This is a genomic window from Bacillus sp. TCT6 (genome assembly GCF_056033845.1).
The window spans coordinates 1,416,342-1,430,423 of record NZ_JBVYHX010000001.1; the positions used below are offsets into that span (position 1 = coordinate 1,416,342).

16 protein-coding genes are annotated in these 14,082 nt (G+C 33.1%); 11 read left to right on the forward strand and 5 right to left on the reverse strand.

Annotation, left to right across the window (positions count from 1 at the left end; all coding sequences use genetic code 11):
• Positions 1–9: 9 nt before the first annotated feature.
• The 3 genes from AC0ONG_RS07270 to nhaC all read left to right on the forward strand — a co-directional run bounded on the left by AC0ONG_RS07270 (position 10) and on the right by nhaC (position 3,533).
• On the forward strand, positions 10–894 hold the full coding sequence (locus tag AC0ONG_RS07270; RefSeq protein WP_000409942.1) for a TIGR03943 family putative permease subunit: 885 nt from the start codon (positions 10–12) through the stop codon (positions 892–894).
• A gap of 112 nt (positions 895–1,006) precedes the next feature.
• On the forward strand, positions 1,007–1,666 hold the full coding sequence (locus AC0ONG_RS07275) for a class I SAM-dependent methyltransferase (protein ID WP_001104666.1): 660 nt from the start codon (positions 1,007–1,009) through the stop codon (positions 1,664–1,666).
• Between the two features lie 463 nt (positions 1,667–2,129).
• A complete protein-coding gene (gene nhaC / locus AC0ONG_RS07280) occupies positions 2,130–3,533 on the forward strand; it encodes a Na+/H+ antiporter NhaC (protein WP_000843986.1) in 1,404 nt (467 codons plus the stop codon).
• Positions 3,534–3,572: 39 nt separating this feature from the next.
• Here the strand turns inward: nhaC and AC0ONG_RS07285 are convergent, their stop codons facing one another.
• Complete coding sequence (locus tag AC0ONG_RS07285) at positions 3,573–3,953, reverse strand: MerR family transcriptional regulator (RefSeq protein WP_000291857.1); 381 nt, start codon at positions 3,951–3,953, stop codon at positions 3,573–3,575.
• Between the two features lie 16 nt (positions 3,954–3,969).
• The gene (locus AC0ONG_RS07290; RefSeq protein ID WP_000759560.1) at positions 3,970–4,680 is read right to left on the reverse strand and encodes an SDR family NAD(P)-dependent oxidoreductase; all 711 of its coding nucleotides are present in this window, start codon (positions 4,678–4,680) and stop codon (positions 3,970–3,972) included.
• 191 nt (positions 4,681–4,871) lie between these two features.
• Between AC0ONG_RS07290 and fumC the strand changes: the two genes are divergently transcribed.
• A complete protein-coding gene (gene fumC / locus AC0ONG_RS07295; protein ID WP_000456611.1) occupies positions 4,872–6,260 on the forward strand; it encodes a class II fumarate hydratase in 1,389 nt (462 codons plus the stop codon).
• A gap of 95 nt (positions 6,261–6,355) precedes the next feature.
• On the opposite strand, the gene AC0ONG_RS07300 is transcribed toward fumC, so the two are convergent.
• On the reverse strand, positions 6,356–6,778 hold the full coding sequence (locus AC0ONG_RS07300) for a PH domain-containing protein (RefSeq protein ID WP_000669083.1): 423 nt from the start codon (positions 6,776–6,778) through the stop codon (positions 6,356–6,358).
• Positions 6,779–7,120: 342 nt separating this feature from the next.
• Complete coding sequence (locus AC0ONG_RS07305; protein WP_002083208.1) at positions 7,121–7,354, reverse strand: hypothetical protein; 234 nt, start codon at positions 7,352–7,354, stop codon at positions 7,121–7,123.
• A gap of 213 nt (positions 7,355–7,567) precedes the next feature.
• Between AC0ONG_RS07305 and AC0ONG_RS07310 the strand changes: the two genes are divergently transcribed.
• On the forward strand, positions 7,568–8,332 hold the full coding sequence (locus tag AC0ONG_RS07310; protein ID WP_000014491.1) for a DUF2087 domain-containing protein: 765 nt from the start codon (positions 7,568–7,570) through the stop codon (positions 8,330–8,332).
• Between the two features lie 97 nt (positions 8,333–8,429).
• Positions 8,430–9,839: an MATE family efflux transporter gene (locus tag AC0ONG_RS07315; protein ID WP_000804121.1), complete on the forward strand. Its 1,410-nt coding sequence runs from the start codon at positions 8,430–8,432 to the stop codon at positions 9,837–9,839.
• Positions 9,840–9,896: 57 nt separating this feature from the next.
• Here AC0ONG_RS07315 and AC0ONG_RS07320 read toward each other — a convergent pair whose 3' ends face one another.
• Positions 9,897–10,595 (reverse strand): peptidase E, encoded by a 699-nt coding sequence (locus tag AC0ONG_RS07320; RefSeq protein WP_000762125.1) that lies wholly within the window; start codon positions 10,593–10,595, stop codon positions 9,897–9,899.
• 392 nt (positions 10,596–10,987) lie between these two features.
• Between AC0ONG_RS07320 and AC0ONG_RS07325 the strand changes: the two genes are divergently transcribed.
• The 5 genes from AC0ONG_RS07325 to AC0ONG_RS07345 all read left to right on the forward strand — a co-directional run bounded on the left by AC0ONG_RS07325 (position 10,988) and on the right by AC0ONG_RS07345 (position 14,065).
• On the forward strand, positions 10,988–11,383 hold the full coding sequence (locus AC0ONG_RS07325; protein ID WP_000347524.1) for a DUF3942 family protein: 396 nt from the start codon (positions 10,988–10,990) through the stop codon (positions 11,381–11,383).
• A 110-nt stretch (positions 11,384–11,493) separates the two neighbouring features.
• Positions 11,494–11,907: a BlaI/MecI/CopY family transcriptional regulator gene (locus AC0ONG_RS07330; RefSeq protein ID WP_000495050.1), complete on the forward strand. Its 414-nt coding sequence runs from the start codon at positions 11,494–11,496 to the stop codon at positions 11,905–11,907.
• Between the two features lie 4 nt (positions 11,908–11,911).
• The gene (locus tag AC0ONG_RS07335) at positions 11,912–12,724 is read left to right on the forward strand and encodes a M56 family metallopeptidase (protein WP_016077887.1); all 813 of its coding nucleotides are present in this window, start codon (positions 11,912–11,914) and stop codon (positions 12,722–12,724) included.
• A gap of 54 nt (positions 12,725–12,778) precedes the next feature.
• Positions 12,779–13,492: a cytochrome c-type biogenesis protein CcdA gene (ccdA, locus tag AC0ONG_RS07340; protein ID WP_000990435.1), complete on the forward strand. Its 714-nt coding sequence runs from the start codon at positions 12,779–12,781 to the stop codon at positions 13,490–13,492.
• Positions 13,493–13,510: 18 nt separating this feature from the next.
• On the forward strand, positions 13,511–14,065 hold the full coding sequence (locus tag AC0ONG_RS07345; RefSeq protein ID WP_000733184.1) for a TlpA family protein disulfide reductase: 555 nt from the start codon (positions 13,511–13,513) through the stop codon (positions 14,063–14,065).
• Positions 14,066–14,082 lie beyond the last annotated feature (17 nt).

Below are 14,082 nucleotides of genomic sequence, written 5' to 3' on the forward strand. Positions count from 1 at the left end.
TGAGAAAGAATGGAGAAAGAGGAGCAGAAGGCATATCATCGCTATATTCGTGGCATTATTTTAATTGGTTTAGCAATGCTCTTATTTAAACTACTTGTAACAGGGAATATTTATAATTTTATCGCTCCAAAAATGATTAAATTTACGTATATAGCTTTTGTAGTGATTTTACTTCTTGGTTCTTTACAAGTTTGGAGAGATGGGGGAGAAAAAGAGGATGATTGTAATTGTTGTAAGCATCATACAGCATTAAAATCAGGGATGAAAAGTTTCTTTGTATATGTTTTATTTGTTGTTCCGATTATTAGTGCTTTTCTATTTGGAAATGTAACAATTGATGGAAGTTTAGCAGGAAAAAGGGGTATGAATCAAAGTGTACAGGCGAGAAGTATGGAAGGGAACGAAAAAGAGGGGAAACAGGATGATTTTGATGGGCGAGAGGTATTCGATGATCCAGATGAAACATCAAATTTATCAACGACTTATGAAACGGAAGAGCAAGTAGTAAAAAGTATGTTAGGACAGCATAAACTACAAGTAGAGGATAAGGATTATGTTCAAACAATGAGTATAATTGGTCAAGATGTAAAAGGGTTTAAAGGGAAAGAAATTATATTCTCAGGGTTTATATATAATGATAAGGATGTGACGGGTAATAAAGCAGTAGTGGCTCGATATGGCATAACTTGTTGTATTGCGGATGCATCAGTCTGGGGGATGATTGTTACCGGGAAAAACGTTGGGAAAATTCCAAAAGAAACATGGGTGAAAATAACAGGATTATTAGATGAAACGACATATAAAGGAACAGTCTTTCCACTTGTAAAAGTAAACAAAATCGAGAAAATTGATAAGCCAACTGAACCATATGTATATGACGCTTTACCTCAATAGAAAAGAATAAATTCTTCATATTTTCATGAAATAGAATCATAATCATGGCGATAAAAAAATAAAGATAAGAGTAATTTGGTTTGTTAAAAATATGTGCAGAAGGAGTTATGCGATGAACTGGGTTACTCATAAACCATCATTTGAATTTGAAACATTTAGTCCTATTATTCGGTCACAATCTGCGTGGAGTGGACATTTAGATTTTGCATATGACTTAGTAAGATTTGAAAAACCAGAAACTTTAGTTGAGTTAGGTACACATCTAGGTGCTTCTTTCTTCAGTTTTTGTCAGGGAGTAAAAGATGGAGGGTTATCGACTAAATGCTTTGCAGTAGATACTTGGGCTGGAGATGGGCATACAGGTCCATATGGAGAAGGGGTTTTTCAAATAGTAGAAAAAGTAGTGAGCGATAACTACCTTAATATAGGAAATTTAATTCGATCTACTTTTGATGATGCTGTAGACCAGTTTCAAGATGAAACGATAAATCTTTTGCATATTGATGGCTATCATACGTATGAAGCTGTTTCTCACGATTATAACACATGGCTACCGAAAGTCGCGAAAAACGGTATTGTATTATTTCATGATATTGAAGTTAGAAGTGGTGATTTCGGCGTATATCAGTTTTGGGATGAGGTAAAAGCGAAGTACCCTCATTTTCAATTTGCGCATTCATATGGACTGGGAGTGTTATTTCCGAAGGGTTGTAGTGATAAGTTTGAGGAAATACTTAAAAATAAAGAAGAAATACAAAATATGTATAAATAAAGATAGGGCATGCATCATTTTAATGATGTGTGCCCTATTTTTTGTGTAGAAAATAATGGTGTTAATTAAAAAGTGAAGATAGTTGTAAAAAGTTTTGTTGCAGCAAATATTAAAAAAGTTAGTATGGGATTGTTCTTTGTAAATAAAGTGAAGCTTTAATACGTTCATATCAATTCGGAATTTTACAGTAGTTAATTTCTTATCTAAGTGCTTTGCGCTTACTGAATTTTAAGGCGGAGGTCTTATTGGCCGAAAATATCGGGATAAATAAAAATACAACATTTTTTATATTTTTCATTGCGAAAAACGTAATCTACTTTTACAATAGAAAGGGTTGTGAATATATTATACTGGAAAAATAAATCGAAATAATATGAAAATTTTGTTTTGTCTTCGCTAATTGTATATTACATACATGTAAGACGACATACGTCATGTTATCGACTTGTAAGGAGAGAAAAAAATGAAAAGTGTAAGATTACCATCGATGCTAGAAATCATAGTTCTTTTATTACTATTTCTTGCTGTTGTCTTTTCCTTCCAAACGATTTTTGATCTCCCAATTCAATTAGCGCTATTTATTTCATGGTTTTTAGTAATTGCGCTTGGATTAAGATTAGGATTTCGTTATCAAGAATTGCAAGATGCAATTACGAAAGGGATTTCTAACGGATTAGAAGCAATACTGATTTTAGTTGCAGTAGGTGCTTTAATTGGAACGTGGATTGCTGGTGGGGTAGTACCAACATTAATCTATTATGGATTAGAATTTATTCACCCTAGCATATTCCTATTAGCAACATTAATTATTTGTTCTATAACTTCTATCGCAACAGGAACGTCTTGGGGAACAGTGGGAACAGCAGGTATTGCTATGATGGCGATTGGTGAAGGACTTGGTTTACCACTTCCGCTTGTTGCTGGTGCAGTTCTTTCAGGAGCTTATTTCGGCGACAAATTATCACCACTTTCTGATAGCACAGTTCTTGCAGCTTCTATGGCGAAAGTAGATGTTATTGCTCACGTTCGAGCTATGCTCGTATTAGATGTTCCAGCTTATATTATTACTAGTATTATGTTTACTGTAGCTGGTTGGATGTATGGCGGCGATAATGTAGATTTGAATCGAGTAGAATTTTTAAAAGAAGCTTTATTAAAGCAATTTGATATTAAAATATGGATGCTTATTCCAGCGGTCATTGTTATCGTTCTATTAGCGATGAAGAAACCGTCTATGCCAACAATTGCAATGGGAGCTTTAATTGGTGCAATTTGGGCAACTCTTTTCCAAGGGATGAACTTTGGAGAGGCGATTGGAACAGCTTATAACGGATTCTCAATTCAATCTGGTGTTGAGTTTGTTGACAAGTTATTAAACCGTGGTGGAATTAACGGCATGCTTGGCTCAGTAGCTGTTATTATTTTCGGTTTAGGATTTGGTGGATTACTTGAAAAACTAGGTGTTTTAAAAGTAATCGTATCAAAATTTGAGAAGAAATTAAATTCTGCAGGTAATGTAACATTGTCTACATTAATCGTGGCATTCTTAGCTAATATATTTGGTTGTGCGATGTATGTATCACTAATTTTAACACCAAAAATTATGGAAGATAGCTATGATAAATTAAAAATAGACCGTCGTGTATTAGCGCGTAACTCAGAAGTAGGTGGAACGTTAACTTCAGGTATGGTTCCATGGTCTGATAATGGTATTTTTATGGCGGGTATTTTAGGTGTAGCAACGTTCTCATACGTTCCGTTTATGTGGTTAAGCTTCGTATCGTTAATTTTAGCAGTTATTTACGGATATACAGGCAAATTCATCTGGTATGTAGATGATGCAGATAAAGGAAAGCAAGCATCATAAAATAAAAATCACCTTCTACAATATGTAGAAGGTGATTTTTTATTTTGTAATAGCATCTGCTGAAGTTACTTCATTCTCATATTTAGCAATTTTTTGTTGTATCTTTTTTAAGTTTTTTTCAGTGTCTTGGATGAGCTGTAAGACATTGGTCTCTTGTTGTTTCATTAATTCCAACCGTTGAAAGATGGTAGATTCTCCTTCCATAGACCAGTCGATAAATTGTTTTATTTTTTGAATAGGCATACCAGTGTTTTTTAAACACAAAATCATTTCTAAGTATTTGAGTGCTTCTTCATCAAAAGCTCGATCTCCTTTTTCATTTCTTTGCAGAAAAGGGAACAGTCCTTGTTTATCATAATAACGTATTTGAGAAATAGTTAAGTGTTGCATTTTGGCGACTTGCCCAATTGTATAATACATATCATTCATCCTTTTGTTACCAAGGTATAATGCCATTTTTATTTAGTATTTTACCATTATAGTTTGTTTCACTTAATGCATATTTAATAATAATTTTAGCACTTTCAATAGTTGTATGGCCACCAGGGGAATTTCCATTAAGATCAGTAGTTGTAAAACCAGGAGTTATCCCAAATACTTCTGGACCGTTAGTAGCAAATTCTTTACTAAAAGCTAATGTTAAAGCATTAATAGCAGTTTTGGAAGAATTATATCCTAGTGTATTGATTGGATGTGTTTCACCATTAGCAAACATTGTTAGTGAGGCCATGTCAGTTGTTACATTTAGTATTTTACTGTTGCTTGAATTCTTTAATAATGGTAAAAAGGCTTGTATCATTTGGAAAGTTCCAAAAAAGTTAACTTCAAATCCTTGGCGTAAAGTTTCAATATTTAATTCACTAGGTAGCGTATTGAAGTCTAATGCAATGCCTGCGTTATTAATTAATAAATGTAAATGGTCAGTCGTTTCGTGAATTTTCTTTGTTGCTTCTTGAATGGATTGTGAATTTGAAATATCTACTTGAATATAGGAAACGTTTGAAACATTTAAAGAGTCTACGGCTTGTTGTCCAAGTTGTTCATTACGAGCACCTAAAAATACGTGATAATTTTTTTCTGCTAATTGACGAACAAGTTCATATCCAATTCCTTTATTCGCACCTGTTATAAAAGCATATTTTTTCATATTGAATTCCTCCAGTAGTGTTATAGTAGGTTACAATGGAAAGGATACAGCCTAAACTTAAGTTTAGGTCAAGAGGAATTTTTTAAAATAAATATAAAATATCTATATATAAGAGTGAGAATTCTTATCATTTAAGAAAAAGTCTGTTATTATAAGAGATGTAGGTATTATATTTTCAAGGGGATGAAAACATGGAGTACAGAATTGAAAGAGATACATTAGGAGAAATAAAAGTTCCAGCTGATAAATTATGGGCAGCACAAACACAACGTAGTAAAGAAAACTTTCCAATTGGAACAGAGCAAATGCCGCTTGAAATTGTAAAAGCATTTGCAATTTTAAAGAAGAGTGCAGCGCTTAGCAATCAAAAATTAGGAAAGCTATCAGAAGAAAAAGCAGAAGCAATTGTAGAAGCTGCTGATGAAGTGATTGCAGGGAAATGGAATGAACATTTTCCGCTTGTCGTATGGCAAACAGGTAGTGGTACACAGTCAAACATGAATGTGAATGAAGTAATTGCAAATCGTGGGAATCAAATTTTGAAAGAGAATGGATCTGACGTACATATTCATCCAAATGATGATGTGAACATGTCACAAAGTTCAAATGATACATTTCCAACGGCGCTCCATGTAGCTTGTGTAATCGCAGTAGAAAATCACGTATTACCAGCAATCAGGAAATTAAAAGGAACTTTAGCAGAAAAAGTAACTGCATTTGAACATATTATAAAAATTGGTCGTACACATTTACAAGATGCAACACCGTTAACTTTAGGGCAAGAAATTAGCGGATGGCACCGTATGCTTGAAAAAACAGAGCGTATGATTGCAGAGAGCAATACATATATGAAAGAGTTAGCAATTGGTGGAACTGCGGTTGGAACAGGTATTAATGCTCATCCTAAATTTGGTGAGATGGTATCAGAGGAAATTAGTCAATTTACAGGTAAACAATTTGTTTCTGCACCAAATAAGTTCCATGCATTAACGAGCCATGATGAAGTTGTATATACTCACGGTGCATTAAAAGCATTAGCTGCAGATCTAATGAAGATCGCTAACGATGTACGTTGGCTTGCAAGTGGTCCACGTAGTGGTCTTGGAGAAATTATTATTCCAGCCAATGAACCAGGAAGCTCTATTATGCCAGGTAAAGTAAATCCAACGCAAAGTGAAGCATTAACGATGGTTGTAGCGCAAGTGATGGGGAATGATGCAACAATCGGATTTGCTGCGAGCCAAGGTAACTTTGAGTTAAACGTATTTAAACCTGTTATTGCTTATAACTTCTTACAATCAGCTCACTTATTAGCGGATGCAATTGTTTCGTTTAATGACAATTGTGCAGTTGGTATTGAAGCAGATGAAGAAGTAATTAATGAAAATGTGAATCGTTCACTAATGCTTGTAACAGCGCTAAACCCACATATCGGATATGAAAATGCAGCGAAAATTGCGAAGCATGCTCATAAAGAAGGATTAACTTTAAAAGAAGCAGCATTGCAATCTGGGCTACTAACAGAAGGGCAATTTGATGAAATTGTAGATCCAAAGAAAATGATTGCTCCAAAAGAGTAATAGAAAAAGCCAAGGTTCTTAGTATAGAATCTTGGCTTTTTTGATGTTCATTTTTATGTTTCATCTACTTGCAATACTGCAAGCTTCAAAATATATTATTTGTTAGCAGGCGTATTCATTACTTTCATCTGTGGGCAGTTCTCTTTTAAGAGTGAAATGAATTTTTCTTCTTCTTGTGGTACGAAAGTGGTCACTGAGTCAAATAAATTATAATTAATTTCTAATTGTTGCCTAGTCCATTTTTTTGAACGAAGTTTTTTGCCAGAGTACTTAATATGGCGAATGTCTTTAAATGGGATTTCAGTACGAAGTATGAAACCGTGTTTTACAACAAGAGATGATTCCGTTACGTTGTAGTGAGAGAAATAGAATGAAGAAAGATTCACGATATTTAATAGCATCATGAGAGTGAAAAAAATAGAATTTTCATTTTGGAAGAATAACGAAACGAAAAAAATAATTAGAAATAATGTAATGAAAATGACGTGGAATGGATTTTTTTTCGCTTTAAATTTCAAGTTAGTCACCTCGGTATACTTGTTCTTTAACTAAATTAAATCATAACATTGTGATAAAACGTGTGAATATGCAGAATTGCATATTCACACGTTTTATTATTCATGTAAAATTTCTTGATAGGATAAATTCAAAAGAAGTTTTGTAATAGTGGAGTGACATGAAGTGACTTACAAGAATAGAAAGATAGTGTTAGTCATAATTAGTTGTATGATGATTATGAGTAGTTGTGCTAATAAATTTGTTGAAGATAGAAATCGAAAGCATACATTTGTACAAGCAAGTAAGGTTTTAGTAGAGACTGTAAATAGAATATATAAATTGAAACTTTAATCAACTGATTATTAGCCCTCATTTAACTTCTTTGCTTCCGCTGAATTTTGATGTGGGAGTCTTACTGCCCTTAAATGTGGGATAAAAAGTAAAAGGTGTTTTCTTATACGGAAACATCTTTTTTGTAGTTGAAATTGAATACTGAAGTTTTGTAATGGATGAATACCGGTTCCATATTCACTAATCGCATATGTATTCTGTGCAATTTGCTTAACGGTAAACCAAGAGTCTTGAAGAATATCCATGTTCTATTTTACATCCTATAAAATGAATTTGTATAAACATATTCGCTTTTCGTTGTATTAAACCCTTTCGGTAGATGTTTTTATAAAAGTTTGTAAAATGGGTAAACGAAATGTTGAAATGTTTGTTTGTGTTATGATAAGATGGTGAAGTGATAATAAACGTTATAGTGATTTGTTTGGTTTTTGAATAAACATTTTGAAGGAGTGTTTAGTATGAGTGGTATTTCAGAGAAGTTTTGGGATGCGTCAATAGAGGAATTAAAGAAAGGGTATGTGTTTGATGGAGAAAAAGAGGAGTACATTTGCTTAGCTTGTGGTGAAACATTTATTAAAGGTGTTATTTATCAAGATAATCAAGTTTTGTATGAAGCAGAGAAGTTCGTCCGATTGCATATTCAAAATGAGCATACGTCTATGTTTGATTATTTGTTAAATATGGATAAGAAATTTACTGGTTTAACGGATTTACAAAAGAAAATGGTTCAGTTTTTCCATATGGGACTGAATGATAAAGAAATTGTAAAAGAGTTGGATGGCGGAAGTACATCAACAATTCGTAATCATCGATTTACACTGCGAGAGAAAATGAAGCAAGCAAAAGTATTTTTAGCTCTAATGGAATTATCAGAAGAAAAATCAAAAGTACAAACGAAATTTGTACCAATTCATAGAACAGCAACGATGGTGGATGATCGATACAATATTACGGAAGAAGAAAATGATGAAGTATTAAAAGCTCATTTTACAGAAGGATTAGATGGACCTCTTTCTAAATTTCCGAAAAAACAAAAGCGTAAATTAATTATATTACGTCATTTAGTAAAGAAGTTTGATAGTAATAAAAAGTATACTGAAAAAGAAGTAAATACAGTGATAGAAAATGTATACCCTGATTTCGTAACTTTAAGAAGATATTTAATCGAGTATGGATTTTTAGATCGAACAGCCGATGGAAGTCAATATTGGGTGAAGTTATAATCATACGAAAAGAAAGTGAATAGAAGCACAGTATTATAACAACTATACAAAGAGATAGATATTGAAAATTGATTTTTAATAAAAGGAGAAATGAAATTTGAAACCACCTGCAGATAACAATAAAGAAGGTGCGGAGTCACATAAGTTGGAAAGTGAGAGTAAACCGATTTGGAAATCGATGTCGATGTTTTTAGTACCATTATTATTAAGTAATGTACTACAATCAGTTGGACAATTATTTGGTATGGTAGTAGTAGGAAGATGGCTTGGAGTTAATGATTTAGCGGCTATATCAGCATTCTTCCCATTATTTTTCTTGCTCGTTTCATTTGTAATTGGTATCGGTTCAGGAAGCTCTATTTTAATTGGTCAGGCGTTTGGTGCTAAAAACGAAGATCGTTTAAAAGCTATCGTTGGTACGACGCTGACATTTACCTTTATTATTGGAGTTGTGTTGGCGATAATAGGCAGTATTTTTGCGATGGATATTATGCGTCTAATGGGAACGCCAGAAAATATTATTGAAATAAGTGTACATTATGCACGAATTTTATTTATATCGATGCCAGTATTATTTTTATATTTCGCATACACAACATTTATGAGAGGTACAGGAGATTCTAAAACGCCATTTTACTTTTTAATTGTAAGTACAGCGCTAAATATGATCTTATTACCAATTCTTATTTTTGGATGGTTAGGAGCTCCGAAATTAGATGTGTATGGAGCAGCCTATGCCTCTGTTATATCTACAGTTATTACGTTTATTGTCATGCTCTTGTATTTAAAGAAGAAAAATCACCCATTACAACTAGATAGCACGGTTAGAAAATACCTTCGAATGGATGGGGAGTTATTAAAGCTATTGCTAAGGCTCGGTATTCCAGCGAGTATTAATATGATATTAGTTTCATTATCTGAAATTGCTGTAATCGCGTTTGTAAATCGTTACGGTTCGGATGCAACAGCTGCTTACGGAGTTGTGAATCAAGTTGCAAGTTATGTACAAATGCCAGCAGTTAGCCTTGGTATTACAGTTTCTATTTTTGCAGCACAATCAATTGGGGCGAATCAATTTGATCGATTGCAGAAAGTTGTGAAGGTCGGAATTATTATGAACTACGTCATCGGTGGTGTGTTAATAGCTCTTATTTACTTATTCTCAAGAGACATTTTATCACTATTTTTAACGAGTCAAACAACAATTGAAATTGCTCATAGCTTAGTTATGATTACGTTATGGAGTTATTTAATTTTCGGTCATGCACAAATTATTAGTGCGACAATGCGAGCGAGTGGTACAGTACTTTGGCCAACTGTTATTGGAGTTGTTTCAATTTGGCTTGTGGAAGTACCCGTAGCATATTATCTTTCTTACCATACAAGTCTTGGAATAGAAGGGATCTGGATCGGGTATCCAGCAGCATTTATTGTCAGCTTAATACTACAGTATGCATATTATAAGCTTTCATGGCAAAAGAAACGAATTACACGATTAGTTAGTTAAATAGAAAAAATGTCTCTAAGTTATTTGACTTAGGGACATTTTTTTGTAGGTGCAGGTTTACAAATAGCTTTTTAAAGTTATATCAAAATGTTGTCTAATGAGTGTTTTATCACTCATATAAAACTCCCACGCTTTTTCTGGTTCACCGATAATCTCAAAGGATTCCTCTGTAATATATAAAGCGCAATTATCCTCCAGTGCAATTCCTTCTATATTCCCTTGATGATTTTGTAAAAAGGAATGGAAGGCGTTCATTCTATTTAATTGATTATAATGTGGACAAAATCTTTTATTAACAATCCCCCATCCGTTACTCTCTATATAACCAGAACCTTCATAATCTGATCGGATACTAGACGTGAACCAACACATAGCACCAGCGCTATAACCAGCAATAAGTGTTCCTTGTTGCAGAGCCAATAATAATTTTTCATCGAGTCTATGTTCTTTCCATTGCGTAAACATGTGAATATAATTCCCGCCACCTAGATAAATTAAATCGGCTGAATGAATCATCTCGTCTATTTCATACTTAGAAGGTGAATCTGTTGTAGTACGTAAAATTTGTACTTCACAATGTAATTGTTTTTCAAACGTGTCTAAAAATAATTTTATATAGCTTTCATCATCATGACTTGCCGTTGGAATAAACAATACTTTTGGATACTGTTTATTTGTTAATTCTATAAGGCGTTCATTAATAGGCAAGTGATTTGAATCTTGTAAATCACCGCCACCAATGACAGCTAATTTCATAGTAAAGCACCACCTAATCATTTTTGTTATATAAAAATTCGATAGAAGAGAGTTACATTCCTTCTGTAATGTAATCAATAATTAGAAAATGTAGCTTAAGTATATCGGAATAGTAAAGAAAACACTGATTATATATATCAGTGAATTAGAAACCATTCATTGATATATAATATTTCATACTAATGTTTCAAAAAATGGAAAAAATATGTTTAAATAGATATAATGAAGTATTAATTCATATTGAATTTATATTTATATTTTAAAAGGAAATCGGAAATAATAGCGATTTTCCAAAACAGTTTTTACTTTTAATAGGAAGTTGTATTACAATATGGTAAAATTATTTCAATATATTTATTTAATATGAAATACAAAGAAGGAGCGTGAAAAAAGTGGATTTTCGATTTGAATTTACAACGAAGCTGAAAGAATACTTAGACGATGAGAAGGATGAAAAAATAATAAAAGATGGGCACAGAGATGTAATTTTTCACTATTTATATGCGTTAGAGACTGAAATTGGCGTTGTTAAAAATCCTAATTTTACTTTTTTTGCATCAGGAAGACGTTCACATATAGTGTTAGAAAATGTTGAATTTAAAACAGAAGTAAATGTAAAAAGTAATATAATTGAAATTACAAAAATAGTGGATAATGTAGCTATTCCGTTAGATACTATCGTAGCGAAAGATCGGGAATTATTTGCACTTGGGCGTAATGAGAAGTTTAGTGTACAAATATTAGAGCAGTATCTTTTTGATACATTTGGAGATAAGTTAGGCTTATAATTAATGGAATGGCGTACGTATTTATAAGTAGTGAATTTTAGTGTATCTCATTCGTGTTTGACCTTTTATTTAATTTGTACTACAATTCGTAGTGTGAAAGGAGTCATACTATGTTTACTCAAAACTATAAATTAAATGAGCACGGGTTAAATCATTTCTTTGGACCGCTTGAAGCGAAAATTATGGAGATTGTTTGGTCTAACAAAGGTATTACGATTAAAGAAGTGCAGCAGAAATTAAGTGAAGAATCGCCTGTGAATTTTAACACTGTTATGACAGTTATGAACAGGTTAGTAGAGAAGTTACACTTAGAAAAACAGATTGTAAAAAGAAGTGGCATATATCGTGCTGTACAAACAAAAGAAGAATTCTTATCCAAGCAAACGAAGAAAATGACACAGGAATTGATGGGGGAATTTGGAGATTTAGTTGTAAATCATATGTTAGATGAGTTAGAGCAGGCTGATCCGACTTTAATAAAAAAGTTAGAAGACAAATTGAGTCAGTTAAAAAAAGAGGATTAATGAAATGAAATGGCAAATGCGTAAAATCGTATTGTTAGCAGTAATTGTTAGTACCCTCTTTTTCAGTATGTTAGTGTATTACGTTACATATCCATTTCTGTTTCAAAATAAGATGTTCTTTCTTTCAAATTTTTGCTTGTTCCAGTTAGAAAAACATATGAAAGAATTATCGCTGATTCGTATTATAATCGCTGGATTATTATTACTTACTATATTAATCGTGTGCAAAAGAATTTGGCGACAATTTTTCTATAGTAAAAAATTACAAAAAGTACTTATCCCTTTCATCCGAAAAGGAAAACAAATATATATATTGCCGACTACGGAAGTTGTGGCATTTACAATTGGATTATTCCGTCCGAAAGTTGTCATGTCGGAAGGTTTGCTTCAGACGTTTTCAGATGAAGAAATTGATGCAATTATTTTCCATGAAGAATATCATCAAAAGAATTGGGATCCGCTAAAATTATTTTGTTTTACGTTATTAGCAGAAGGAATGATGTACATCCCGATATTAAAAGGGTTGTTACAGCGATATCATACGTATCAGGAGCTAGCTGCTGATAAATATGCGATGCAAAAAATGGAATCTTCATTTGAGTTAGGTAGCGCGTTATTAAAATTAATTAAAATAAAGACAATGGAAAATCGATGTGTTACCGCTTCATTTGCAAAAACAGCAATAAATTTACGAATCGAGCAAGTGTTAAATGAAAAGGTTGTTAAGCTTACTATTCCGTTACATACGAATTCGGTATATGTAACAGTAGGTTTATTCTGTATGTCGGTTGTACTTATTGTCGGAGAGTGCATATAGCCTCTTTTTTTTAAGAATAAACACTACTTATTGTAGTGTTTTAGGGGGAATAAAATGAATGCAGCAGATTTAACAATTTGGCTTGTGGCTGGGGCGGGAGTATTGTCATTTATATCACCGTGCTCTTTACCGTTATATCCATCTTATTTATCTTATATTACAGGTGTGTCTATCCAAGATTTAAAAGAAAATCGTGGGATTATGCAAAAATCAGCGATTATACATACCATATTTTTTATGATCGGATTTTCGGTTATATTTTACGCGTTAGGTTTATCGGTAAGCTGGATTGGAATAACATTTTCATCTAACCAAAAATTGATTCAACAAATTGGTGGGATTTTTATTGTTTTAATGGGGCTATTTATGACGGGCTTGTTTCAGCCTAAGTGGCTTATGGCAGAGAAAAAGGTGCAGTATAGAAGTAAATCGACTGGATATATTCGCTCGATTTTAGTCGGTATGACATATGCAGCGGGTTGGACGCCATGTGTTGGACCGATATTTTCAGCTGTACTCATGCTTGGCGCGACGAATCCTGAAGGGGCACTTCTTTATATTACAGCGTATACTCTTGGGTTTGCGGTTCCATTTTTCGTGATGGCATTCTTTATTGGGAAGGTAAAATGGATTGTTACATATGCGAATGTCATGATGAAAATTGGCGGTGGAATGATGATTGTAACAGGTATTTTATTGTATACAAATCAAATGACGAAAATTACAGCATTCTTTATTCGTCTATTCGGTGGATTTACAGGCTTTTAAAAATGAGGAGGAAGAAAAGTGAAGAAACTAATTGCTATTATACTAGTAGGTGCTCTCGTTTGGGCGGGGGTTAACTTTTATAATTCAAAGAAAGAAGAAAAGGAAAGAAAAGCAAAGCAAGCAGAGTTACAAGAGAAAGAAGTATTACCACAAGTAGGTTTTAAAGCACCTGGCATCACATTAAAAGGATTAGACGGAAAGTTGCAGTCGTTAAATGATGCCAAGGGAAAACCGTATATTATTAATTTTTGGGCATCATGGTGTGGGCCGTGTGAAATGGAGGCACCTGACTTAGTTCATATGTATGATAAATATAAAAAGGATGTTGAAATTTTTGCGGTGAATGCAACTGTTAGTGACCCAGTACAAGAAGCAAGCGCATTTGCTAATCGCTATGGGTTTGAGTTTCCTGTTCTACTAGATATGGACGGAGTAGCTGGACTAGATTATAAAGTATTCTCTTTACCGACGACATTTTTTGTTAATAAAGATGGAATCATAGTAGATCATGTACGAGGTGTATTACCACCAGATCAATTAGAAAAGAAATTTAAGAAATTGATTGAGAATTAAAAGGAGATTTCGTGACG